Origin of the sequence: Curtobacterium sp. MCBD17_030, from assembly GCF_003224255.1 — a bacterium.
In the GTDB taxonomy this organism is placed as follows: Bacteria; Actinomycetota; Actinomycetes; order Actinomycetales; family Microbacteriaceae; genus Curtobacterium.
This window is the reverse complement of the sequence record NZ_QKLI01000001.1, coordinates 446120-470344: the sequence shown is the minus strand read 5'-3', so window position 1 is coordinate 470344 and position 24225 is coordinate 446120. Positions and strand designations below refer to the sequence as shown.

18 protein-coding genes and 5 tRNA genes are annotated in these 24225 nt (G+C 72.1%); 13 read left to right on the top strand and 10 right to left on the bottom strand.

Annotation, left to right across the window (positions count from 1 at the left end; all coding sequences use genetic code 11):
- Positions 1 to 55: 55 nt before the first annotated feature.
- Positions 56 to 1519 (top strand): peptide MFS transporter, encoded by a 1464-nt coding sequence (locus tag DEI89_RS02155; RefSeq protein WP_110902357.1) that lies wholly within the window; start codon positions 56 to 58, stop codon positions 1517 to 1519.
- 213 nt (positions 1520 to 1732) lie between these two features.
- Here the strand turns inward: DEI89_RS02155 and DEI89_RS02150 are convergent, their stop codons facing one another.
- From DEI89_RS02150 to DEI89_RS02130, 5 genes are all read right to left on the bottom strand, one after another.
- Positions 1733 to 2074, bottom strand: coding sequence for a hypothetical protein (locus tag DEI89_RS02150; protein ID WP_146236656.1), 342 nt, complete (start codon positions 2072 to 2074; stop codon positions 1733 to 1735).
- 46 nt (positions 2075 to 2120) lie between these two features.
- A complete protein-coding gene (locus tag DEI89_RS02145) occupies positions 2121 to 5486 on the bottom strand; it encodes an ATP-binding protein (protein ID WP_110902355.1) in 3366 nt (1121 codons plus the stop codon).
- Positions 5483 to 6352: a DUF4194 domain-containing protein gene (locus DEI89_RS02140; RefSeq protein WP_110902354.1), complete on the bottom strand. Its 870-nt coding sequence runs from the start codon at positions 6350 to 6352 to the stop codon at positions 5483 to 5485. The genes DEI89_RS02145 and DEI89_RS02140 overlap by 4 nt, the downstream gene beginning before the upstream one ends.
- Positions 6349 to 7884: a DUF3375 family protein gene (locus DEI89_RS02135; protein ID WP_110902353.1), complete on the bottom strand. Its 1536-nt coding sequence runs from the start codon at positions 7882 to 7884 to the stop codon at positions 6349 to 6351. The genes DEI89_RS02140 and DEI89_RS02135 overlap by 4 nt, the downstream gene beginning before the upstream one ends.
- Positions 7885 to 8013: 129 nt before the next feature.
- Positions 8014 to 8086, bottom strand: a tRNA-Val gene (locus DEI89_RS02130).
- Between the two features lie 248 nt (positions 8087 to 8334).
- Between DEI89_RS02130 and DEI89_RS02125 the strand changes: the two genes are divergently transcribed.
- The 5 genes from DEI89_RS02125 (at position 8335) to DEI89_RS02105 (ending at position 10820) form a co-directional block, all read left to right on the top strand.
- Positions 8335 to 8406, top strand: a tRNA-Gly gene (locus tag DEI89_RS02125).
- 86 nt (positions 8407 to 8492) lie between these two features.
- A tRNA-Cys gene (locus DEI89_RS02120) sits at positions 8493 to 8566 on the top strand.
- Positions 8567 to 8589: 23 nt separating this feature from the next.
- Positions 8590 to 8664, top strand: a tRNA-Val gene (locus DEI89_RS02115).
- 260 nt (positions 8665 to 8924) lie between these two features.
- Positions 8925 to 9161, top strand: a complete 237-nt coding sequence (locus DEI89_RS02110; RefSeq protein ID WP_110902352.1) for a hypothetical protein — start codon at positions 8925 to 8927, stop codon at positions 9159 to 9161.
- A gap of 72 nt (positions 9162 to 9233) precedes the next feature.
- Entirely contained in the window at positions 9234 to 10820 is a 1587-nt protein-coding gene (locus DEI89_RS02105; RefSeq protein WP_110902351.1) for a cellulose binding domain-containing protein, read from the top strand.
- A gap of 62 nt (positions 10821 to 10882) precedes the next feature.
- Here the strand turns inward: DEI89_RS02105 and DEI89_RS02100 are convergent, their stop codons facing one another.
- Together DEI89_RS02100 and DEI89_RS02095 are read right to left on the bottom strand one after the other, a co-directional pair.
- Complete coding sequence (locus tag DEI89_RS02100; RefSeq protein ID WP_110902350.1) at positions 10883 to 12286, bottom strand: M20/M25/M40 family metallo-hydrolase; 1404 nt, start codon at positions 12284 to 12286, stop codon at positions 10883 to 10885.
- 75 nt (positions 12287 to 12361) lie between these two features.
- A complete protein-coding gene (locus DEI89_RS02095) occupies positions 12362 to 13759 on the bottom strand; it encodes a serine hydrolase (protein ID WP_258368633.1) in 1398 nt (465 codons plus the stop codon).
- A gap of 123 nt (positions 13760 to 13882) precedes the next feature.
- Here DEI89_RS02095 and DEI89_RS02090 point away from each other — a divergent pair.
- A tRNA-Gly gene (locus tag DEI89_RS02090) sits at positions 13883 to 13954 on the top strand.
- 287 nt (positions 13955 to 14241) lie between these two features.
- Here DEI89_RS02090 and DEI89_RS02085 read toward each other — a convergent pair.
- Genes DEI89_RS02085 through DEI89_RS02075 form a run of 3 tightly spaced genes read right to left on the bottom strand, consistent with a single transcriptional unit; the run spans position 14242 to position 15943 of the window.
- Entirely contained in the window at positions 14242 to 14493 is a 252-nt protein-coding gene (locus DEI89_RS02085; RefSeq protein ID WP_110902348.1) for a DUF6510 family protein, read from the bottom strand.
- On the bottom strand, positions 14493 to 15353 hold the full coding sequence (locus DEI89_RS02080) for a ferredoxin reductase (RefSeq protein ID WP_309146503.1): 861 nt from the start codon (positions 15351 to 15353) through the stop codon (positions 14493 to 14495). The genes DEI89_RS02085 and DEI89_RS02080 overlap by 1 nt, the downstream gene beginning before the upstream one ends.
- Positions 15350 to 15943, bottom strand: a complete 594-nt coding sequence (locus tag DEI89_RS02075; RefSeq protein ID WP_110902347.1) for a molybdopterin-dependent oxidoreductase — start codon at positions 15941 to 15943, stop codon at positions 15350 to 15352. Before DEI89_RS02075 ends, DEI89_RS02080 begins: the two co-directional genes overlap by 4 nt.
- Before the next feature lie 158 nt (positions 15944 to 16101).
- Between DEI89_RS02075 and DEI89_RS02070 the strand changes: the two genes are divergently transcribed.
- The 6 genes from DEI89_RS02070 to DEI89_RS02045 are packed head-to-tail and all read left to right on the top strand — an operon-like array spanning position 16102 to position 24202.
- Positions 16102 to 17712, top strand: coding sequence for an ABC transporter substrate-binding protein (locus tag DEI89_RS02070; RefSeq protein WP_110902346.1), 1611 nt, complete (start codon positions 16102 to 16104; stop codon positions 17710 to 17712).
- Positions 17709 to 18752 (top strand): ABC transporter permease, encoded by a 1044-nt coding sequence (locus DEI89_RS02065; protein WP_110902345.1) that lies wholly within the window; start codon positions 17709 to 17711, stop codon positions 18750 to 18752. Before DEI89_RS02070 ends, DEI89_RS02065 begins: the two co-directional genes overlap by 4 nt.
- Positions 18749 to 19630: an ABC transporter permease gene (locus tag DEI89_RS02060; RefSeq protein ID WP_110902344.1), complete on the top strand. Its 882-nt coding sequence runs from the start codon at positions 18749 to 18751 to the stop codon at positions 19628 to 19630. Before DEI89_RS02065 ends, DEI89_RS02060 begins: the two co-directional genes overlap by 4 nt.
- A complete protein-coding gene (locus DEI89_RS02055) occupies positions 19627 to 21474 on the top strand; it encodes an ABC transporter ATP-binding protein (RefSeq protein WP_110902343.1) in 1848 nt (615 codons plus the stop codon). Before DEI89_RS02060 ends, DEI89_RS02055 begins: the two co-directional genes overlap by 4 nt.
- Positions 21471 to 23522, top strand: coding sequence for a CocE/NonD family hydrolase (locus tag DEI89_RS02050; RefSeq protein ID WP_110902342.1), 2052 nt, complete (start codon positions 21471 to 21473; stop codon positions 23520 to 23522). The genes DEI89_RS02055 and DEI89_RS02050 overlap by 4 nt, the downstream gene beginning before the upstream one ends.
- The gene (locus DEI89_RS02045; protein ID WP_258368629.1) at positions 23519 to 24202 is read left to right on the top strand and encodes a TetR/AcrR family transcriptional regulator; all 684 of its coding nucleotides are present in this window, start codon (positions 23519 to 23521) and stop codon (positions 24200 to 24202) included. The genes DEI89_RS02050 and DEI89_RS02045 overlap by 4 nt, the downstream gene beginning before the upstream one ends.
- Positions 24203 to 24225: the final 23 nt, after the last annotated feature.

Sequence of the window (24225 nt, the reverse complement as noted above, 5' to 3'; positions counted from 1 at the left end):
GGGGACCCTGGTGGGGATTCGGCCCGTCCCTCGTTCCGGGGGCACACTGGCCGGCATGTCGAGCACCACGAAGCCGGACCGGCGCGGCAGCGGACGCACCTTCTTCGGGCAGCCGTTCGAGCTGTCCACACCGTTCGCCGTCGAGCTCTGGGAGCGCTTCTCGTTCTACGGCATGCAGGGCATCGTCCTGCTCTACATGTACTACTCGCTCACACGGGGTGGCCTGGGCATCGACCAGGGGGTGGCGAACGGCATCATGGGCGCCTACGGCGGCTCGGTGTACCTCTTCACGATCCTCGGCGCGTGGGTGGCCGACCGCCTGATCGGCGCCGACCGGACGCTCTTCGGCAGCGCCGTCGTCGTGATGCTCGGTCACATCGCGCTCGCCCTGGTCCCCGGGGTCGCGGGCATCGGGGTCGGGCTCGTGCTGATCGCGCTCGGCTCCGGCGGCCTCAAGGCCACCGCCACGACGATCGTCGGCTCGCTCTACACGCGCGACGACCCGCGGCGCGACGCCGGCTTCTCGCTGTACTACCTCGGTGTGAACCTCGGCGCCTTCGCCGGGCCACTGCTCACCGGACTACTGCAGTCGACGCTCGGATTCCACTACGGCTTCGGGCTCGCCGCGGTCGGGATGGCCGCGGGACTCGTGCAGTACGCGATCCGCCGACGGAACCTGCCCGACGCCGTGCAGCACGTGACGAACCCGCTGCCGCGGTCGCGCTACCCGCTGGCCGTCATCGTGGCGGTCGCCGGACTGGCCGTCATCGCGGTGGCCGTGCTCACCGGACTGCTGACCGTGTCGACGCTGCCGGTCGTCGTGGTGGTCGTGGTGGTCGTCGCGACGATCGCCTACTTCGTCGTGATCCTGTCCAGTGGCCTGACCCCCGACGAGCGCTCCCGGGTGTTCGCGTTCATCCCGCTGTTCATCGGCAGCGCGGTGTTCTGGTCGCTGTACCAGCAGCAGTTCACCGTCGTGACGGTCTACGCGGACCAGCGCCTGGACCGTGACCTGTTCGGCTTCACGATGCCCGTGTCGTGGGCGCAGTCGATCAACCCGGTCATGATCATCGTGCTGTCGGGACTCTTCGCCGCACTCTGGACCCGCCTGGGCGACCGCCAACCGTCCACGCCGACGAAGTTCGGCCTGGGGACGGGGATCATGGGCGTGGCGTTCCTGCTCTTCCTGCCCTTCGTCGGCACCGGTGAGAACGGCACGCCGCTGCTCGCCCTCGTCGGCATCCTGTTCGTGTTCACCGTCGCAGAACTGCTGTTGTCACCGACCGGGCAGTCCGTCGCCACGAAGCTCGCGCCGCCGAAGTTCCAGACGCAGATGGTGGCGCTGTTCTTCCTGTCGGTGTCGCTCGGCACCGCGCTGACCGGCGTGCTCTCCCGGTACTACGACCCGGAGCACGAGGCGCCGTACTTCACGGTCCTCGGTTTGGTCGCCGTCGTGGTCGGTGTCGTCCTGCTGGTGATCGCCCGGCCGGTGCTGCGACTCATGCGCGGCATCCGCTAGCTGACGCGCGGCACCGCACGTCCGACGGGCACGGTCCGGTAGCCTGGAGCGCAGCAGACCGGCCCCGCCAGACCGGCACCAGATCACGAGGAGTCACCCCCATGCTCGAGCTCATCGCAGGCATCATCATCGGCATCGGCGTCCTCGGTGGGTTCGGCACCTGCCTGGCCGTCGCCGCCATGATGAAGTCCGGCTCCGAAGAGTACTGACCGGTCAGGACGCTCCGGCGTCCACGGTCTCCGGTTCCATCGGGATCGGCACCAACTGACGACTCTGGACGGTCGCGCGCTCGAACGGGCCGCGGCCGTCCGTCGTGTAGGCGGGCTCGTCGAACTCGACGACCCAGGCCACGCGGACCCCGGCACCGGCGTACCCGGCGAGCTGCGCGCCTCCCGGAGCGACGATCAACCCGATCGGGTCGTCCGCCCACTGGTCGCCGCGGTCCGACGGGACCACCCGGACGACGGCACCGATGCCGAGGACCGGGACGTCCGGCGGCACCGCCCCGGCGGAGTCGTCGGGAGCAGCAGGGCGGGGAGCGCGACGTCCGAACACGCCACGACCCTACCGCCGGACCACCGGCAGCGAGCCTGGACCGTGCTCAGTCCCGTCGGATCTGGGTGACGGACGAGTACCCGGTGTCCGGGTGCTTCCGCATCGACAGCAGCCGCTCCATCGACGGTTCCAGGGCCGTGACCTTGTCGAGCGGCGCGCTGACCACGAGCTGGAAGCCGAGTCGCAGCCACGCGGTCACCGCACGGCCGGCGAACTCGGAGTCTGCCTTGATGAACGCCTCGTCGAGGAACACCGGCGCGAACCGTGGTCGGGGCCGGGTCTCGTCGCCGAGCTGGTAGCGGAGCGCCGCACCGACGATGAACGCCACGAGCTCCTGCGTCTCGCCACCGGACTTGTCACCGAGGGACGAGTACACGCCGAGGTCGTCACCCGCCGTGTCGTAGCGGACGGCCGTGATCTCCATGTGCCGACGGACGTCCAGGACGGCGTCCCGCTGCGTGGTGCGCCCGCGCGGGGACTCCGGGTCGGGTCGGATGACGGCCATGAACCGGCGCAGGCGTCGGAACCGTGTCTCGAGGACGTCGTCGGTCAACTCGGTGTCGACCGAGGCGGACAGGGCGCGGAGCTCCCTGCGGAACTGGGTGACGTCCTCGCGCGTGACGCGGCGGATGACGATCTTCAGTCGGTCGCGGTTCGCGCCGAACGGCAGGTCGCGCAGGATCTCGTTGACCGGTTCGAGGCGCTCCTCGATCTCCACGACCGCGCGGTCGAACGCGCCGGAGAGCGGCACGAGGTCCTCGCCGCTCCACTGGGACAGCCGTCGACGCCATTCGCTGCGTCGCGCATGGAGGCCCGTGGCGACGATCTGGTCGAGGATCGCGCGGTAGTCGGGGTACGACGCCACCCCGGTGCCGAGGTTCGGGTCCGGCCAGGCGTCCTGGTAGCGCTCGAACGTCGTGGTGAGTGCCACCGAGGCGGTCGCGGCACCGTCGAGGGCCTGCGACAGGCGCTCCTCGAGTCGCCGCCGGAGGCGTTTGGTCGCGTCGTCGAAACCGTCGACGCCCTCGGGTGCCCCGACCTCGTCGAAGGCCTCGGCGAGCAGACGTTCCTGCTGCTCGTCCGGCAGCCGCTCGGGCGCGTCGGTGAACCGCTCGAGGATCTCGCTGGCGGCGTCCTGGCCGTCGACGAGCACCGCGTGTCGTTCCTCCAGACGCTTGACGCTGAGCCGTGCGGCGGCGCGACGGTCGGCGGCGTCGTCGAGTGCCGCGCGGAGCCGGGCGACGGACGCGCGGAGAGTCCGCAGTCCGTCGTCGGCGGCCAGGAGCGCCTGGCGTTCGTCCTCCAGTCGGGTGAGCGACGCGTCGGCGCCGGCCACGTCGACGGCGTCCCACGTGACGTCCACGCGGTGTCGGTGCGCGGTGCGGAGCGTGTCGAGGGCGGCCAGGTCCTGCGCGATGTCGGTGCGGCGGGCCTCCAGGGCGGTGAGGTCGGCGGCGATCTCGGCGAGCTCCGTCTCGACGGAGCGGACCCGGGACTCGTTCGTGAAGCCGATGACGTTCGCCTGGCGGCGGTCGCCGTGTGCGCCGCGGCGGCCGTCGCGGAGCTGCCCGGCGACGGTGACACGTCGGCCACCCCCGCCGAGGTCGGCGGCGTCCTCGACGCAGCGGGCGTCGATCCGGTCGGACTCGATGCGCTCGCGGACCCAGGTGCTGAACGGCGACGGCTTGATCGCGAGTTTACCGGAGACCATCGAGCTGTCGCCGGGCAGGTCGATGTGCGGACCCATCGGGACGCCCTCGAACTGCACCCGGACGGGCAGACGCAGCGCGTCGATCGCGGCGCTGAAGTCGTCCAGGCGGTCCTCGTCGACGAGCAGGGTGCGGGCGACCGGGGCCAGCACGGACTCGATCGCAGTGCGCCACTGCTCCTCGGCTGGCAGGACGTCGAGGAGTTCGGCGACGAACGGCACCTCCGCGGGGTCGATGCCGGCGGCGCGGGCCATCGCGACGCGGGCTTCGTGCATCGGCAGCGGCATGGCGCCCTGGCGGTGCTCGAGCGACCGACGCTCCTGACGCAGGGTCCGCTCGCGGTCGAGGAGCGGGTACTCCTCGCGGGTCAGGGCGTCGCGGCGGCTGTCGAGGTCGTCGCGCCGAGCGGGGTAGGTGCCGAGGAACTCGTGGCTGGCGCGCTGGGCCTCGGTGAACTCGGCCTCGGTGGACAACGGTTCGCCGAGGGGCGCGGTGCGCTCGTCGAAGACCTCGCGGGCGCGGGCGACGGCGGCGCGCTCCCGGGTGCCGCGGTCGATGCGGTCCTCGAGCTGCGCCAGCGCGTTGCCGCCGGAGTCGCGCAGTCGGGCCTCCGCGTCGCGGAGCTCGACCTCGACCGCGGCGTGCCGGGCCGAGGCGGCCTCGACCTCGGCGCGGGTGGCGGTCCGCTCGCGGGTGTTCCGCTCGACCTCGAGGTCGAGCAGCTCCCGCTTGCGGGACGCCGTCCAGTGCGCGAAGGGCGAGACGTCCGCGCCGGTCGCGATGCCGTCGAGCGCCGCCGCTGCCGCCCGGGACCGTTCGATCTCGTCGTGCAGCTCGCTGATGGGGGAGAGGATGCGGACCTTGCGTTCCTCGGTGTCCATCGCCTCGTACGCCTCGTCGAGGGCGGCGAAGTGGGCGAGCGCGCGGTCCGCCGCCTCGTAGGTGCCGGGGGTCTCGAGCACGAGCGACTTGTACAGGGCGTCGACGGTCGGCATGTGCTGACCGGCCTGGATGCGGGCGAGCAGGCGCATGGCGCGGTTCCCGCCGCCGGAGTCGCCGATGCCCAGCCGGGTCTGCAGCGTGTACGCGAGCTCCTGGTAGGTGTCACGGATCACGAGCCCCGGGATCCGGCCGGTGAGTTCCAGGTGCGCGAACCGGGAGGGCACGAAGTCCTCGAGTCGGCGCAGGTCGAACACGTCGTCGACGGTCGCCATGGTCATCTGGATGTCCGCCACACCACGGGCACGGCGGGGCACGATGTAGGCGCGGAGGACCGTGAACCGCCGCTCGTCGTCGTTCCGGAACGTGACCGCGACGGCGCCCCAGGTGGTCTGCTCGTCGCCGCGGAGCGTGACGTCCTTGAGCGCACCGGTCTCCGGGTCACGCCGGGTGTCGACCTTGCCGCGCAGGTAGGTGAGCAGGTTGCGCTGGTCCGCGCTGCGCGCCCGGCCGGTCGTCGCGTCGTTCGAGGCGCCGTTGAACGGCACGTCGGACGGCATCATCACCGCGAGGTACGCGTCCATCAGCGTCGACTTGCCGGTCCCCGAGGCACCCGAGATCAGGGTCGCCGTCCCGGAGAGCTCCACCTGGCGGTGGCCCTGGAAACCGCCCCAGTTGACGACCTGCATGGACTCGGCGCGCCACTGCGCGACGGTGTCGAACAGGGCGGGGATGCCCGTGGTGTCGATGTCGACGGTGCTCACGCGCGGTCCTCCTCGGTCTCGTCGGTGTCGGTGTCGGTGTCCGTGTCGTCATCGGTCAGGAGGGTCGGATCACCCTCGTCGGACGCCGCACCACCGTCGGTGGTCGCGTTCCGCAGCGTGGTGCTCGTCAACCACGTGTCGAGCTCGACCAGTCGTTCGAGGGGCAGGAGGACCTCGACGACGCTCGCGATCCGGAAGCGGTCCGGGTCGGAGGTCTTCAGCAGCACCCGGGCCGTCACCAGTCGCTCGACCGCCTTCGCCACGCGGGCCTCGTCACGGGTGCGGTCGGTCGCGGTCGCCGGTCGGAAGCCGGACACGTGCCCGAGGATCTCGGTCCGGTCCACCACGACCTGGTCGGGGCCGGGACGGGCGTCGGCACGCAGTCGCATCCGCAGGTAGACGAGGACGATCGTCTCCTCGCGGGTGTACGGGGCGTCGCGGAGCAGGGTCGGGAAGCCGCGGCGGGTGCTCTCGGAGCGGGCCTGGCGCTTGAAGGCGACCTCGCGGTCCCGGTCGACGTGGAGTTCGAGGAACAGGTCGTTCAGTCGGGACCGGAGCTGGTGCTCGGCGTCCAGGACCGCACGCCACTCGTCCACGTGCGTGCGGGCACTGACGTAGGGGTGCCGCAGCAGGGCGACCAGGGCGCGGCGCTGCGGTTCGTCGAGGCGGCCCTCGTCGCCCTCGAACAGCGCGAACGTGCTCTCGTCACGCTCCGCGAGTGCGTCGCCGGAGAATTCGCCGGAGAATTCGCCGGAGAATTCGCCGGAGAATTCGCCGGCGAAGTCGACGGCTCCGTCGGCGTCCACGCCGGAGGCGTCCTCGAACGCGACCTCGTCGTGGACGGGTGCTGGCGTCGTGTCGCTCACGGTGCCTCCTGGCCGGGTTCGTCGTCGGGGCCCGGAGCATCGCCCGCGGGGACGAGCGCTGCGGTGGGCATGTGGAAGGTGACCGGCTCGCCGTCGGGGCGGACGGTGTGGTGCGGCGCGGAGGCCGTGCCCACCTCGAAGTCCTGGTGTCCGGTGAGCAGGTGGGCGAGTCCGAAGAGCTCGACGGGGCGTCGCTGCTCGGCGGGCAGCGTGTGGAAGGCGTCCACGCTCGAGCCGGTCGCGGCGTGCGCCAGGACGTCGCGCAGCTCGGCGAGCAGCGGACCGCCGTGGCGGCGGAGCGACTCGACGTCGATGTCCTCGAACACGTCGTCGTCGGGTTCCTCGAGCGGCGGTGGTGCGGACTCGGCGTCCGGGTCGTAGAACTTCTCGCGGAGCGTCCCGACCGCGGCGGACGGGGGCAGCAGGCCGAGCGGGACCCGGTCGCGCGCCGAGCCGGTGTCCATCCAGGCCGCGAGTCCGCGGTTCACCGAACGCAGCACGGCGTCGAGTTCGCGGTCCCGCACCACGTCGTGCGCGACGATCTGGTCGCGCAGCGTGGCGGTGAGCATCCGGCGCTGGGCGAGGACGTCCTCGATGCCCTGACGGAGGATGCCGACCGTGCCCCGGAAGGTCCGGCGCTCGGTCGCGCTGAGCGAGCTCGCGAACGGGTGTTCCAGGATCGTGGTGATGTCGTCCCGGAGCCGGAGGAGCAACGCGTCGTCGCGCAGGAGCTCGAAGGCTCCCTGGAACGCCCGGCCCTCGGGCGTGGACTCCATGAGGTTGTCGGTCCGGGCCAGGTAGTCGTCCAGGATCTCGCCGATCGGACGCACCTCTTGTCGGAAGTCCTCGACGATCTCGCGGTGCATGGTCGCCACCGCTTCCTCGACCCGCTTGAAGTCGCTCGGGAGCTGGCGGATCAGGTCGGTCAGGTTCGTGTAGCCGTCGCGCATCCGGTCCTCATCGACCGTGACGACCTCGTCACCGCGGGCCAGGCGGTCCCGCTCGGCCTGCAGCTCCGCGATCTGGGCGTCGAGCCGGCGGACCTGGGTGTCCCGGTCGGGTTCGGCACGGGCGGCCCAACGGTGCACGGCGTCGACGATCATCGCCAGGCGGCTCTCGCTGATGAGCGCGCGCTCGGACGACAGCGCGTCGATGAGGCTCAGGGCTTCGAGGGCGTGACTCGTCAGGCTGTACTGCTCGTCACCGTCGGGGGAGTTCGAGCGGACGAGCCACTGTGCCGCCACCCACTCGCGGCAGAGCGACCGACCGTTGGGACGCGGTGCCTCGCCCGCCGGCAGGTCCCCGCTGGGCGAGTCGCCCGCCGGCACCCGCGCACCGGTCGCCTGCAGTCGGGCGACGTGTTCCTCGACCTGCAGGTGCATCCGGTCGGCCGGGACGTACTGCACGTCGCGGTCGAACACCGTGCGGAACACCGAGACGACCGCGGCACTCGTCGGACGGGACATGAGTCGGAGCGTCGGACGGTCGAGCACCTGGCGGACCCGGGCGAACTCGAGGTCGACGTCGGTCATGCTGCCCCTGGTGGTCGGACGGGTCGTGTGGCTGTACGGGTCGTGTGGTCGGACGGCTCGTGGGATGCGAAGAGCCCGACGCGGTGGCGTCGGGCTCTTCGGGTGTTCTGCTTGCCCGGAACGGGCACGTGGGCGATACCAGACTCGAACTGATGACCTCTTCGGTGTGAACGAAGCGCGCTACCAACTGCGCCAATCGCCCCTCGCACTTGCGTGCGGATCGATAGTAGCGGATGTCGGACCGTGGTCGGAACACCGGCCATTCGTCGCGCGCGTCGCCGGCCGGGCGGGCGCACTGGAGGCCCGTGGAGACCCCGCCGATCCGCATGAACTCGGGGGACACGCCCGGTGAACGGAACCGGTTTTGGAGAAACAGCGTGAACTGGGTACAGTTTACGAGTCGCCGCGAGAGCGGGTCGGGCAACACCGGTGTGACTCAGGTCAGACCATGCGGATGTGGCGCAGTGGTAGCGCATCACCTTGCCAAGGTGAGGGTCGCGAGTTCGAATCTCGTCATCCGCTCGAGGTGCCTGTCTTCTCCGGAAGGCAGCAACTCTCCAGAAGAGGTATCCCACCGATCGGGTACTACGCCAGACGTGGACCTTGATGGTGGGGTGGCCGAGAGGCGAGGCAGCGGCCTGCAAAGCCGTCCACGCGGGTTCGAATCCCGTCCCCACCTCCAGTCCGCTCCGGCGGAACTCATCTGGGCGATTGGCGCAGCGGTAGCGCGCTTCCCTGACACGGAAGAGGTCACTGGTTCGATCCCAGTATCGCCCACCACGAAGAAGCCCCCGGCAGGAATGCCGGGGGCTTTCGTCGTTCCCGCCGTCGGGACACCTCGTGCGACCGCGTCGGCTCGGAACGCGGGGCGAGGGGCGAGAGGCGAGAGGCGAGACGGCGATGGTCCCGCACGGCCGCTCCCGTCCGGAGAACTCTGCGGCTGGCACCGACGGATCCGGGTGCACTGCCGATAGGGGCCGACGGAACGTGACGCCCGGCCCGAGGGGCGGTGGGCGGTTCCCGACCCGAGGAGTGGCACCATGCGGCGTCCGACCCCGATGCGACGGTTCCTGCCCGCGGCGGTGCTCCTGGTGATGCTCGCGACCACGGTGAGCGCGACGACGGTCACCGCGGTGCCGGCCCTCGCAGCGGCGAGTCCGAAGGTGTCCGTGTCGTGGAAGAACAGCGCCGTGACGGCCACCGGCTTCCGTTCCACGGTCGGTGTCACGAACGGGTCCGGTGCCACCTGGCGTGGATGGACGATCGAGTTCGCGTAGGCGTCCGACGCGCGGACGTTCCGCGACGTCCGCAAGGTCTCGAGCGCGAAGGGGTCGCTCACGGTCGCCGGGGTGACGGCACGACCGGACATCGCCAAGGGTGCGACGGCGTCCTTCCGGATCGACTCGCGGAAGGTCGCGAAGGCGACGACGGTGCCGACCTCGTGCACGGTCATCGGAGCGGCCCTGCCGTGCTCGGTCAACGGTGGAGTGGCGACGCCGGGCAAGCCCCCGGCAACGCCGACACCGACACCGACGCCCACGCCGGCGTCAGCACCGACGCCCGCTCCCACGCCGAAGCCGGCCACCGGGCGGGACGGCACGGTCGCGGTCGGTTGGCTGGACAACGCCACCTGGACGACCGGCAGCCAGTCCTCGGTCAGCGTGACGAACCGGACCGCTCTGCGTCTGGCTCCGTGGCGGATCCGGTTCACCTACGCCGCCACCGTCGACACGATCTGGGACGCCACCGCGAGTGCCACGACCGGCGGCTTCATCGCGTCCGCCCCGTCCTACGCCCGCTCGCTCGACGCCGGAGCTGCAACGTCGTTCGGGCTCACCTCGAAGACCGCAGGCGGCGCCGGTGTCGTCCCGACCGGGTGCACCGTGCTCGACCTGCCCACCGGCACGGACGTCGCCTGCACGGTGAGCGGCGGCCCGTCCGGCACGCCGGCCACGAGCACCCCCGCGCCTGCGCCGATCGCGGTCCCGGCACCCCTGACACAGCCCCGTGCCGGTCGGACCCTGATCGCCCCGTACGTCGACCTCGGGCTGTGGCCGACCGCCGACCTGCGGGCCTTCGCGGCGCAGACCGGCATGCGTGCCTTCACGCTGGCGTTCGTCGTGTCGGACAACGGCGGCAGCGCCTGCACGCCGGCCTGGGCCGGCTTCGACGCCTACCGGATCGGCGGCCCGCAGGACTTCCATGCGAACATCGCCGCGTTCCAGGCGAGCGGCGGCCAGGTCGTGGTGTCGTTCGGCGGCGCGGTGAACAGCGAGCTCGCCCTGCGGTGCACCGACCCGGTGAAGCTGCAGGCCGCCTACCAGCAGGTCGTCGACCGGTTCGGCGTCGACCGGATCGACCTCGACATCGAGGGCACGGCGCTCGGCGACACGGCGGCCAACCAGCGCCGTGCGACGGCGATCGCCGGGGTCGTCGCCGCGCAGGCCGCGAAGGGACGCCACCTCGACGTCTCGCTCACCCTGCCGGTGATGCCGACCGGACTCCTCGGCGAGGGCGTCGCCGCCGTCCGGGGGCTCGCCGTCGCCGGTGTCCGTCCGGTCGCCGTGAACCTCATGGCGATGGACTACGGACAGGGGGCCCAGCCGATGGGTGCGGCCGCGGAGTCCGCCGCCCTGGCGACCGCGAGCCAGCTCGCCACGATCCCCGCCTACGCCGCGCTCAGCGCTCCGGCCCGACTGTCGATGATCGGCATCACCCCGATGGTCGGTCTGAACGACACCGGCGAGGTCTTCACCCGCACGGATGCCCAGGACCTGGCGGCCTGGTCTGTGGCGAACGGCATCGAGGTGCTGTCCTACTGGGAGGCCACCCGCGACCAGCCCTGCGACCCGTCCATCGGCGCCTACATGTGCTCCGGGGTCCGGGACGCGCAGTGGTCGTTCGCGCATGCGGTGGTCACCGGCGCGACACGCTGAGCAGGCGGAGCGGCACCGACAGCGGCGGCACGCGGCCCGTCACCACGGCGGCACGCGGCCCGTCACCGCAACGCGTCGGCGAGTTCCTCGAGCAGGAACGCGATCGAGGCCGCCCCGTCCAGCAGCATCTGCACCTCGATGCTCTCGTCACTCGAGTGCCAGTGGTCCTCCGGCAGCCCCGTCCCGATGAACAGCACCGGAGCGTCGAGCACCCGTCCGAGCAGTTCCGCGGGTCCGCCGCCGGCATTCCCCATCCGTCCCGCGGTCTCGGTGCCGTGCCCCCGTTCCATCGCTCGGACCAGGGCCTCGGCGGCCGGACCGGACGGTGTGACGTAGGGGTCCTGGCCGGACTCCTCCGGGATGTCGAGTTCGTAGGTCACCCCGTCCGGCATCTGCTCAGCGACGAAGGCCCGCAACTGCTCGGCGACACGGGCGACGTGCTGACCGGGGACCGTCCGGATGCTGATCTCCGCGGTGGCCTCGCTGGGGATGACGGCCCGGGGGAACCCGGTGGGGTCGCCGGCGAGCAGCGTCAGGACCTCGATCGACGGGCGCGCCCAGAGTCGCTCCTCGATCGTGTGTCCGGGCTCGCCGACGACGCTCCGGGTCTCGGTCCGCTCGAGCCACACGTCGGTGTCGAAGTCCAGGTCACGCAGCTCCTGCTGCCGCTCCTCGGTGAGCTCGTCGACGTCGTCGAGGAACCCCGGGATGGCGATGCGACCCTCGTCGTCGTGCATCGCCGCGAGCACCGAGACGAGCGCGTGCACCGGGTTGGGCGCCGGACCGGACACCGCCCCACTGTGCACGTCTCGAGCCGGGCCGGTAACGGTCAGGGTGGCTCCGGTCATGCCGCGCATCGAGGTGACGACCGCCGGGTTGCCGCTCTTCCACTGCAGCGTGTCCGAGAAGACGACGACGTCGCAAGCGAACCGCTCCGGGTCGCTCTCGAGCAGCGCGGCGAAGTGCGACGACCCGAGCTCTTCCTCGCCCTCGACGAGGTACTTGAGGTTCACCGCCGGCTGGCCGTCGTCCCGGGTCCCCAGGTGTGCCCGCAGCGCCCAGAGGTGTGCGATGACCTGCCCCTTCGCATCCGACGCGCCGCGGCCGTACAGTCGGCCGTCGCGGAGCACGGGTGCGAACGGCGCCGTCTCCATCCACTCCTCGGGCTTCGCGTGCCGGACGTCGTGGTGGCTGTAGACCAGGACGGTCGGCAGCGACGGGTCGACCAGCCACTCGCCGTACACCGCGGGCGACGGTCCGGCCCGCAGCACCTCGGTCCGGAGTCCCACCTCGCGCATCGCGCCGGCGAGCCACCGCGCGGAGCGCTCGACGTCGAGCGCCCGCTCCGGTTGCGAGGCGACGGACGGGATCCGCACCCACTCCGACAACTGGTCGATGATCGTGTCCTGCGCGGCCTGGAGGCTCGTGGTGACGTCCGCCTCGCCGCTGTCCGTTCCGTGTTCCACCAGTCCGACCGTAGGGACCGGACGGTCGGAGGCAACTCCGGATCCGCGCACACAGGACTTCGTCCGGAGGTCCGCTCAGTCGATCGGGCGGCGCAGCGTCACGATGCCGTCGTGGAGCGGCTCCGTCTCCCACCTCGCCGCGGCGGTGCCCGCAGCCAGGTCGCACCGGACGTGCAGCAGGTGCGGTGTCTCCACGAACCGGACGTCGATCGACACGACGTCACCGGAGCGTCCGCCGCTGGTCGCCGTCGAACCGGAGACCGCCCACGTGCCGTCGCGGACCGGGGCCGTGACCTCGCCGGAGGCGTCGCGGAGGGTGAGTACCCACCCGCGCTCGGCGTCCTGGGTCAGGTGCAGGGCCTCCAGTCCGGCTCCGACGCCCGTCGACCCGGACGCGGCGGAGAAGGCGCCCTCGGGCAGCGCGCCGAGCACGCCGAGCGCGTCACCGGCGAGCGGGGGGAGTGCGAGCCGGGCGAGTCGCTCGCCCAGGGCCGCGTCGGCAGTCTCGGCCCCCTGCCGGTCGATCGCCGGCAACAGGTGTTCCCACACCGCGTCGAGGACGGCCTGCATGTCGGGGCTCTGGCCGGTCATCACCACCACGACGTCGTGTTCGGGCAGGACGACGCAGAACTGGCCGTAGGCGCCGTCGCCGCGGAAGCCGTGCCGCGCCATCCAGAACTGGAACCCGTAGCCCGCCGACCAGTCCGGGTTCTCCTCGTCGGGGTTGGCGACCCGGACGCTGGTGGCCTGGTCGACCCAGTCCTCGTCGAGCAGACGCTGCCCGTCCCACACCCCGCGCTGCAGGTACAGCTGGCCGAGTGCGGCGACCGCGTCGGTGGTCGTGTAGCCGCCGCTGTACCCGAGTTCCGCGCCGGAGTCGTCTCGCCGCCACGCGAAGTCGTCGATGCCGAGCGGCGCGAACAGCCTCGGACGCAGGTACTCGAGGAGCGATGTCCCGCTGATCCGCCGGACGATCTCGCCGAGGGTGTACGTGCACGGCTGGTTGTAGGCGAAGACGCTGCCGGGCTCCTCGTCGGGCGGGAGGAGCAGGAACCCGCGGACGGTGTTCGTCGGGTCGATCGCCTCCGCCCGGTCGATGGTCTCGGTGCGGTGTCCGCTCGCCATCGCCAGCAGGTGCCGGACCCGCATCCGCCGGGTGCGCTCGTCGGTCACCTCGGCGTCGAGCTCGGGGAAGTGGCTGACGACCGTGTCGTCCAGGTCGATCAGCCCCGCGCGCACGGCGATGCCGACGGCTGCGGCGGTGAAGCTCTTGCTCAGCGAGTAGAGCAGGTGCGCCCGGTCGGCGGCGAACGGGGCCCACCAGCCCTCAGCCGCGACCTCGCCGTGCCGGAGGACCATGAGGCTGTGCGGCTCGACGCCGTCCGCGCCCTCCAGCGCGGAGACCAGGCGGTCGAGCCCGGTCGCGTCGATGCCGAGGGCGGACGGGGAGTTGCGTCGGAACGTCGTCGTCACGGAGCAGACCCTAGTCCGGTCGTCGCTGGCGACGTCCGGCGCGCCCGACATCCGGACAGGAGGCCCGGATCACGCCGGTCGTCGGGTACAGTGGTCGCTGTTGGTCACCCCGGTGGGCAGCGTGCGGATGTGGCGCAGTGGTAGCGCATCACCTTGCCAAGGTGAGGGTCGCGAGTTCGAATCTCGTCATCCGCTCGGAACGCAGAACCAGAACCCCTCGGCCGATCGGTCGGGGGGTTCTGTCGTCGGTGGGCGACGAGCACGTCAGTGGCGACGAGCACGTCAGCGGGCGCAGGGTTCGGGTCCCCGCGCCCGCCGGCGTGGAGGCACCGTCGCCTCGTCGTGGCCCCCGGATGGGTGGTCCGGACGCGGGCCCGGGGATCTCTTCGGAGCAGCAGGGCCAGCGGGAGGGTCCCGCTGGCGGGTCGTGCGGCTTCCCGCACGATCCGCCGCCCATCGGCCTGTCGACTTGCGCGGCGGGCTCAGGCTGTCGCGACGGCTCTCGTGCCCGGCATGCCGACCCACAGCGACGCGCCGGCGTCGACGACGGTCACGAGCACCGTGTCGCACCCACGGCAGCGGGCGACACTCCCCATCGCCGTCCGATGGACCCGGGTCACCGCCAGGAGGCCCGTGGTCCCGCAGCCCGAACAGCGCAACCGGGCGGACGTCGCGTCGCCCCCGAGCACCTCGGCGAGGTCCCCGGCCAGGGCGTTGCCGTCGACGAGCGTCATCACGAGCCTCCGAACCGTTCCGCACGCACCTCGGTGGTGTCGTGGCCGAGTTCACCGAGCCACCGCAGCACCTGTTCGACGAAGGGTGTCGAGCCGCACACGTACACCAGGGCCCCGGCCTCGGGCGGCAGGACCGCCGACGCCAACCGCTCCCGGGTCAGTCGTCCGGCCGGGGTCGTCACGCCGTCCGGCACCCGGCGGCTGTAGACGATGTCGAGGACGAACGGTGCGTGCTCGGCCGCGGTCACCGCTGCTTCCAGTTCCTGCCGGAAGAAGACGTCCTCCGGGGTCCGGACGGCGTAGAGCATCCGGAACGGTGACGGATCGCCGGCGGTTGCGTGCGCGGTGACCATCGGCAGGAGCGGCACGATGCCCGACCCACCGGCGATCAGCTGCACCGGGCGCGGCTCGGACGCCGCGGGGCCCGGACGCCAGACGAACCACCCGCCGAGGGGCCCGTGCACCTCGAGCGCGTCCCCGACCTCGACGGCGTCGACCAGGAACGGGGACACCTCGCCGTCCTCGACCCGGTCCACCGCGAGCGTGACCCGCGGGTCGTCGCCGGAGGAAGCGATCGAGTAGGACCGGGTGGCCTGGTAGCCGTCCTCCGCCGTGAGCCGCAGGTCCAGGTGCTGCCCGGGGTCGTTGCCCGGCCAGGTCGGCACGTCCAGCACCAGGCGTCGGGCGTTCGGCGTCTCCGGGGACACCGACGCCACCGTGGCGGCGTGCCAGGCGGGACGCCGGAGCGGGCGGACGGGGGCGACACCGGGCCCGGCCGGTGCGGCACCGGGCCGGTCCGGCCGGGCGGACGGGGGACGGGCCTCCAGGCCGGGGGTACCGTCGGCGGTGGAGAGGCTCACCAGTACCGCTCTTCCTTCCACGGGTCGCCGTGCATGTTGTAGCCGGCGTTCTCCCAGAACCCGGGCTCGTCCTCGGCGTGCATCACGATGCCGCGGACCCACTTCGCGCTCTTCCAGAAGTACAGGTGCGGGACGAGCAGCCGTGCGGGGCCGCCGTGCTCGGGGGTGAGGGGTTCGCCGTCCGCCTCGAACGCGATCCACGCCTGCCCCTCGAGCAGCTCGTCGAGCGGCACGTTCGTGGTGTAGCCGCCGAAGCTGTGCACCATGCAGAAGTCGAGCGACGTCTCGATGTCGGCGAACAGCTTGTCGAGGGGTACCCCGCGCCAGGCCATGCCGAGCTTCGTCCAGTGCGTGACGCAGTGGATGTCGACGGTGATGTCCTCCAGCCCGAGTGCTCGGACCTCGTCCCACGTCCACGAGTGCAGGCCGGACTCGGTGCGGATCGAGAAGCTCCACTCGGAGGGCTCGATCTCGGGTGTGGCGCCGGCGGAGAGCACGGGCCAGTCGTGCACCAGGGTCTGCCCGGGCGGGATCTTGCTGTCGTCGGCGTCGCGGCGGCGTCCGCCGAACCCGCGGGTGAAGGTGGCCATGTCACTCCTCGTCGGTGTCGCCTCCCATCTTGGCCCGAGCGGGCCTCCCGCGTGTGACGGTCGTGTGACGAGCGTGCTGGTTCCGAACCGTCGGACTGGCGGTCGGCTGGGATGCCCCCTATCGTTCACCGGAACGATTACAGGAGGGGTCACCCCGAATGCAGACCATCGTCCGATCAGACCGCGGCCGCCCCGAGGCCGCTCACCAGGGGCCCAGCCGACGGACCGTCCTCGCCGGCGCCGCAGGGCTCGCCGGCCTCGGCCTGCTCACGCTCACCGGGTGCAGTTCCGGCGCGGGTGCCACCACCATCCCGGAGCAGGCGGCGACCGGCGTCACCCGTCGCGGCGGCCGCCTGCGCATCGCGCGGCCTGCCGCTTCGGCTGCCGAGACCCTCGACTCCGCGAGCTCCCTCTCCGCCTACGAGTACCTCGGCGCGCTCTACAACCGCCTGGTCAAGCTCGACGAGTCCGGCCAGACCGTCCCCGACCTGGCCCACGAGTGGTCGGGCAACGCCGACGGCACCGTCTGGACGTTCCACCTGCGCCGCGGGGTCCGGTTCCACGACGGCTCCCGCTTCACCGCGGACGACGCCATCGCGAGCATCCTCCACATCCTCGACGAGACGACCGCGTCACCGCAGGCCGGGGTGCTCGGCGAGGTGATGGACTCGAAGTCCATGCGTGCGGTCGACCCGTACACGCTGCGCTTCGAACTGACGAAACCGAACGCCGAGTTCCCGTCGCTCCTGACGGCGTACCAGTGCTACATCGTGCCGGCGGCGGCCATCGAGACGATCGGTCGCACCGGCATCGGCACGGGACCATTCCAGCTCTCGTCCTTCACACCGGCGGGTGCCGGCAGCATCGAGGCTTTCGACGACCACTTCGCCGGCCGCCCGGCCCTCGACGGCATCGACTTCTTCTCGATCCAGGACACCACCGCGCGGGTGAACGCCCTGCTCGCGGGCCAGATCGACCTGATCTCGCAGACGAACCTCGACTTCGCGACCGCCCGGGTCGTCGCCGCATCCCAGCGTGCCACCGTCGCCCGGGTCGTGAACGCGCAGTGGTACACGATGCCGATGCTCGCGACGAGCGACGAGTTCTCCGACCCGCTGGTGCGACAGGCCATGAAGCTGGCGTACGACCCGAGGAAGATCGTCGACACCGCCGTCCAGGGCACGGGGGCGCCCGGCTGGGACAACCCGGTCCCGCCGCAGCTTGCCGCGTTCCTCGACGAACCGCGCGAGGTCGACCCGGACAAGGCCAGGAGCCTGCTCAAGCGGGCCGGCCACGAGCGGTTCCAGGCTGCCATCCACACGTCGGCCTACGAGTCGGTCTTCACGCCCCTGGCCGTCGCCTACCGCGACCAGGTCAAGGCCGCCGGCATCGACCTGACCGTCAAGAACGCGTCGGCGGACTCCTACTACACGCAGATCTGGATGCAGAAGCCCCTCATGGTGAGCTACTTCTTCACCGGGCGGCCGATCGACCAGCTGCTCAACCAGATCTTCCGCTCCGGCTCGTCGTACAACGAGAGCGCGTGGTCGAACCCGACGTTCGACGCCCTGCTCGACGACGCCCGTGCCGAGATGGACGACGCCAAGCGGCTGACGCTCTACCAGGACGCGCAGCGGCTCGTCGTCCGGGACGGGGCGGACATGACCCCGATGTTCGGCGACCGCCTGGTCGGGCTGTCCCGGGACGTCGTCAACTACGCGGAGTTCGGCTTCGAGTTCGACTACCTGAAGATCGGACTGGCCCGATGAACGTCCTCCTCCCCGTGCTCCGGCGTATCGGCATCGCCCTGCTGACGGTGGTCCTGGCGTCCCTGTTCGTGTTCCTCGCCGTGCAGGCCCTGCCCGGCGACGTGGCCCAGCAGCTCCTCGGGCAGAACGCCACCCCTGAGGCCGTCAAGCAGCTCCGCCAGACGCTCGGGCTCGACCAGAACGTGTGGCTCCGCTACGGCCAGTGGCTCGTCGGTGCGGTGCACGGTGACTTCGGCACCTCCCTCGTCGGCGGGGAGCCCGTCGGACCGACGCTCTTCACCGCGTTCCGCAACAGCATGCTCATCGCAGTGCCCGCGATGCTCGTCGGCGTGACGGTCTCGCTCACGCTCGGGGTCCTCGCCGGCGTGCGCCGCGGGCGTCCGACCGACCGGGTCGTCTCGATCGTCAGCCTGGTCGTGATGAGCGTCCCCGAGTTCATGGTCGCGACGGTGCTCGTGCTGTTGTTCGCGATCGGCATCCCGCTGTTCCCGGCCGTGGTCCTGCGCGGCAGCGACGCCACCGTGGGGGAGCTGCTGCCGACGATCTGGCTGCCGATCATCGTGCTCACCCTGGCGATGGCGGCCTACATCGTGCGCACCGCCCGGTCCTCGACCATCGACGTGATGGCGTCCGAGTTCGTGACGACCGCTGAGCTCAAGGGCCTGACCATGCGCCGGGTGGTGTGGAAGCACGCCGTGCCGAGCGCGCTGCTCCCGACGCTCACCGTCGTCGCGCTCAACGTCGCGTGGCTGCTCGGCGGCGTGGTGGTCGTGGAGAACGTCTTCAACTACCCGGGGATGGGCAAGCTCATGCTCGAGTCCGTCTTCAACCGGGACCTGCCGACGATCGAGGCGATCGCGCTCCTCAGCGCCGTGGTCTACGTCGTCTGCAACCTCGCCGCGGACCTGGTGGCGCTCGCGCTCGACCCACGGCTGCGCACCCGGCAGCGCCGGACCCGCGTCCGACCACCGGCACGACGACGCGCACCCGTCCAGCCGTCGGCAGCCGTCGACGCACCCGAAGGGAAGGTCTCCGCATGACCGCCGTCGCCCCGCGCTCCCGGAGCGTCATCGGCGCCGCCGTCGCGCCGCTCCGCAGTTCGACCGCCCTCGCCGTCGGCCTCGGGCTCATCGCGCTCCACCTCGTGCTCGCCCTCCTCGCCCCCGTGATCGGCGTGCACGACCCCGTCGCCACGGACTCCGCGAACGTGCTCGCCGGCCCCGAGTGGACCCACTGGCTCGGCACCGACCAGTACGGCCGGGACATCCTGTCCCGCACGCTGAACGGGGGCCGGTACGCACTGCTCGTGACCTTCCTGGCGACGACCATCGCCGTCGCGGTCGGGACCGTGCTCGGCGCAGTGACCGCGTACGCCGACAACTGGTTCGACGAGGTCGTGATGCGGGTCGTCGACGCGCTGCTGAGCGTGCCGTCGATCCTGGCCCTGCTCGTCGTGGTGACCGTCTTCGACGCCGGACTGTGGGTCATCGTCCTCGCCGTCACCGTCGTGTACGCGCCAGCCGTCACCCGGGTCGTCCGCGGTGCCGCCCGCACCGTGATCACGCAGGACTACGTCACCGCGGCCCGCGCCCGCGGCGAGACGCCGCTGTCGATCGTGTTCCGCGAGATCCTGCCGAACGTGCTCGACGTCGTGCTCGTCGAGTACGCGATGCGGGCGTCGTGGATCGTGCTCCTGGTGGCGTCGCTGTCCTTCCTCGGGTTCGGCGCGAACCCGCCGACGCCGGACTGGGGCCTCATGGTGCAGGAGAACCGCACCGCACTGACCGTCGTGCCGCTCGGCACGCTGGCGCCCATCGTGGCGTTGGCGACGCTGGTGATCGGCCTGAACCTCGCCGCGGACGGCCTGAGCAAGTCGCTCGGCGTCGACCGTGCAACGCAGGGAGCGACCCGCGCATGAGCCCGACCACCCCGACCGCCGGCACCCCTACCACCGGCAACCCGACCGGCACCGCCCCCGCCGTGCGGGTCGAGGACCTCGCGATCTCGTACGCAGCGGGACGCACCGAGGTCCCCGTCGTCCGCGGCGTCTCCTTCACCATCGCAGCCGGCCGGACCCTCGGCCTGGTCGGCGAGTCCGGCAGCGGCAAGTCCACGGTCGCCCGGACCCTCCTCGCACACCTGCGCACCGGGTCCCGCATCGTGCGGGGCTCCGTCGTCGTCGCCGGGCAGGACGTCTTCGCCCTGTCGCCGTCCGCCACCCGGGCGCTCCGTGGCGGGACGGCCTCGGTCGTCGCCCAGAACGCCGGCCAGGCCCTGACGCCGTCGATGCGCGTCGGCGCACAGATCCGCGAGGCCCTCCGCGCCCACGGTGAGCCGGACTCCCCGGAGCGCCTCGCCGAACTCGTCCGGCTCGTCCGGCTGCCCGACCCGGACACGATCGTCCGGCGCTACCCGCACCAGCTCTCCGGCGGCCAGCAGCAGCGCGTCGCGATCGCCATGGCCGTCGCCGCCCGCCCCCGCGTGCTCGTGCTCGACGAACCGACGACCGCGCTCGACGTCGTCACGCAGGCGGCCGTCCTGGACCTCGTCGCCGACCTCGGCCGCGAGCTCGGCATGGCCGTCCTGCTCGTCAGCCACGACCTCGGCGTGGTCTCGGCGATGGCCGACGAGATCGCCGTGATGCGTGACGGCGAGGTCGTCGAGCACCGCGACACCGCGGCGCTCTTCGCCGACCCGCGCCACGAGTACACGCGCGCCCTGTTGGCAGCGGTCCCCGACGGTGGGGCCCGCTCTGGGCCCACGCCGCCGGTTCCGGACCGGCGCGCCAGCGGCGGGTCGACCGAGCCGGTGGGGGGAGGCCCGGATCACCACGACCGCCCGGCCACCGTCCCGGAGACGGTCACCGCCGCGCCTGCGCGCACCGAGCCTCCCGGCCGGCCCGTCGTGACCGCGCGCGACCTGGTCGTCCGGTACGGACGCGGCCTGCCGGCCGCGGTCGACGGGGTGTCCTTCGAGATCGGCGCCCACGAGACGCTCGCCGTCGTCGGCGAGTCGGGCAGCGGCAAGTCCACGCTCGCGACGGCGATGGCGGGTCTGGTGCCGGCCGAGTCCGGCACCTTCACCTACGCCGACGGGACCGCGACCGGGGACCTGCGCGAGCCCGTCGCGGCTCGGTCCCCGGAACTGCGCCGCGCCGTGCAGCTCGTGTTCCAGAACGCCGACACCTCGCTCAACCCCCGACGGACGGTCGGCGCGGCGATCGCCCGCCCGCTCCGGCTGTTCACCGGGTCGTCCTCCCGCGCCCGGGTGGCCGACCTGCTGACCCAGGTCGGACTCGGTCCGGAGTTCGCGGGCCGCCTGCCGGCGCAGCTCTCGGGCGGCCAGCGGCAGCGTGTCGGCATCGCCAGGGCGCTGGCCGCGGGTCCCCGACTCGTGATCGCCGACGAGATCACCACCGCGCTCGACGTGCAGGTACAGGCCGGCATCCTCGCGCTCCTGGCCGACCTGCAGCGCGAGAACGGTCTGAGCTGCCTGTTCATCAGCCACGACCTCGCCGTGGTCCGCGGCGTCGCCGACCGCGTCGCCGTGATGACCGGCGGACGGATCGTCGAGATCGGACCGACCGAGCGGGTCTTCACCGGCCCGAACCACCCGTACACGCGGACCCTGCTCGCCGCGACGCTCGAACCCGGTGTCACCGACCTGCCGGACGTCGACGACGGGGTGCAGCACTGGGTGCACGCCGACGGCTGGACCGACCACGGGGACGGGCACCGGATCCGGAACTGGGAGGACGCATGACCGACGGCACGTTCACGGCGATCGGGGTGCCGGTCGGACTGCCCGACGGCGTCGAGGTCCGCGACGAGTGGATCCCGATGCCGGACGGCGTGCGGTTGCACACCCGCATCTGGGCTCCTGCCGCCGCCGGCCCGGACGCCCCCGTCCCGGTGCTGCTCGAGTACCTGCCGTACCGGCTCGACGACTGGACGGCGCCGCGGGACTCCGAGCGGCACCCCTGGTTCGCCGCGCACGGGTACGCCTCGGTCCGTGTCGACATCCGCGGGACCGGCTCCTCCGACGGGTTCTTCGACGACGAGTACAGCGAGCAGGAACTCCGTGACGGCGAGGCCGTGATCGCCTGGCTGGCCGCGCAGGAGTGGTCGACCGGGGCCGTCGGCATGTTCGGCATCTCGTGGGGCGGGTTCAACGCGCTGCAGCTCGCGGCCCGTGCCCCGGCGGCCCTCAAGGCGATCGTCACGGTGTGCTCGACGGACGACCGGTACGACAACGACGTGCACTACGTCGGCGGGGCCGTGCTCGGCATCGACATGGCCGCGTGGGGGGCGACGATGTTCGCGTTCAACTCCCGGCCGCCGCGGCCCGAGGTGGTCGGCGGGTCCTGGGTGGAGCAGTGGCGGCAGCGCCTGGCGTCGAACCGACCGATGACCCCGGTGTGGCTGGCCCACCAGGAGCGTGACGACTACTGGCGGCACGGCAGCGCGGCCGAGGAGTACGGCTCGATCAGCGCCGCGGTGCTCGCCGTCGGCGGCTGGGCAGACCCGTACCGGGACGCCGTGCTCCGGCTGGTGGAGCACGTCGGCGCCCCCGTGAAGGGCATCGTCGGGCCGTGGTCGCACCAGTACCCGGACCGCGGGCTCGCACCCGGGCCGTCGATCGGGTTCCTGCAGGAGTCGCTCCGGTGGTGGGATCGGTGGCTGCGCGGGGTCGACACCGGCGTCGAGCGCGAGCCGGCCCTCCGCGCGTGGATCAACGACCCCGAGCCGCCGGCGACGTACTACGCCGCGCGGACCGGGCGCTGGGTCGGCGCGACGTCGTGGCCCTCCCCGGACACCGACCCGCGCGTGCTGCCGCTCGACCGGTGCCGCGGCGGAGCCGACGGCGTCGTCGTCGTCGCCTCCCCACAGGAGACCGGGGTCGACGCCGGGCGGTTCTTCCCCTTCGGGAACGCGACGGACCTGCCGCCGGACCAGCGTGCCGAGGACGGACGTTCGGTGTGCTTCGACCTGCCCGTCGAGGAGTCGTTCGACCTGCTCGGCAACGTCCTGGTCGACCTGTCCGTCGTCAGCGACCAGGCGCGCGCGACGGTCACCGTCCGGCTCTGCGACGTCGCACCGGACGGCAGTTCGACCCTCGTCACCCGCGGGGTGCTCAACGCGGCGCGGCGGGACGGCATGGACCGGTCCGATCCGCTCGTCCCGGGCACGCCGGCGACGCTGCCGGTCCGGCTCGTGTCCACCGGCCACCGGTTCGTCGCCGGACACCGCCTGCGGCTCGCCGTGTCGACCTCCTACTGGCCGTGGGTGTGGCCGCACGGCACGACGGCGACGGTGGTCCTCGACCCCGCCGCGAGCACGGTCACGCTGCCGGTCTGGACCCGCAGTGACGATGACGGGGTCGGCTTCGAGGCACCCCAGCGCTCCACGCCGCTCGCGATCGCCCGGGTCGCACCGTCGGAGCCGCTCCCGCAGCGGACCGTCACGCACGACGTGGAGACCGGGGAGTGGGCGCTCGACGTCGACCCCGGGTACGGCGGTGGACGCGTCTACCCGGACGGTCTCGTGTTCCGCGAGGACGCGCGGGAGACCTACCGCATCCGGACCGACGACCCGACCTCGGCCAGCGCCCGGTCCCGCTGGTCGATCGGCCTCGAGCAGGCGTCGTGGGCCGCCCGGCTCGAGACGACCTCGAGCGTCACGGCGTCGGCCGACGCGTTCCACGTCGTGAACACCGTCCGCGCCTGGGCCCGCGACGGCGACCGAGACGCACCTGAGGAGCTCGTTGCCGAACACACCTTCCGCGACGACGTGCCGAGGACGTCCGCGTGAGCGGAGGCGGTACGACGAAGCCCCGGCAGCGTCCGGAGGTGCGGCGGGCGATGATCGTCGCGGCCGCGCGGACCGTCATCGTCCGGAAGGGCCTGGGCGCGACCGGTCTCCGGGACATCGCTGCCGAGGCCGACGTGTCGGTCGGGACGGTGACTTACCACTTCGGTAGCGTCGCGGAGATCCTCAACGAGGTCGTCGTGCTCGAGACGGAGCGGTTCTACGGCGTGATCGTCGCGGCTGCCGACGCCGAGGCGGACGTGGTCACGGCCCTCCGGATGCTCGTCGCGCCGCTGTTCGACGACAGCGAGGAGGTCCGGCAGCACTGGCGGATCTGGTCGGACTACTGGACGGCGGTGGCACGCCGACCCGAGGTCGCCGAGGAGTACGCCCAGCGCATCCGCGTCTGGGAGTCGTGTCTCGTGCGCATCATCCGCCGCGGGGTGGCGGACGGCACGTTCCGCTCCGGCACGACCGGACCCGGGGCTGAGCCGATCGACGCGTCGGTCGTCGCCCTGAAGCTCGCCGCCTACAGCGACGGCGTCGCCACGCAGCTCGCGCAGAACGCGCCGGGACTCACGAACGCGGTGGCACTGCAGTGGATGTGGCAGTTCCTGATGGCGGAGCTCGGCGTGGCGGTCCGGAGGTTGCTCGACGGCGACACGGCGGCGGACCCCGCCTGACCGGAAGGGACGCCGTCGGGGCC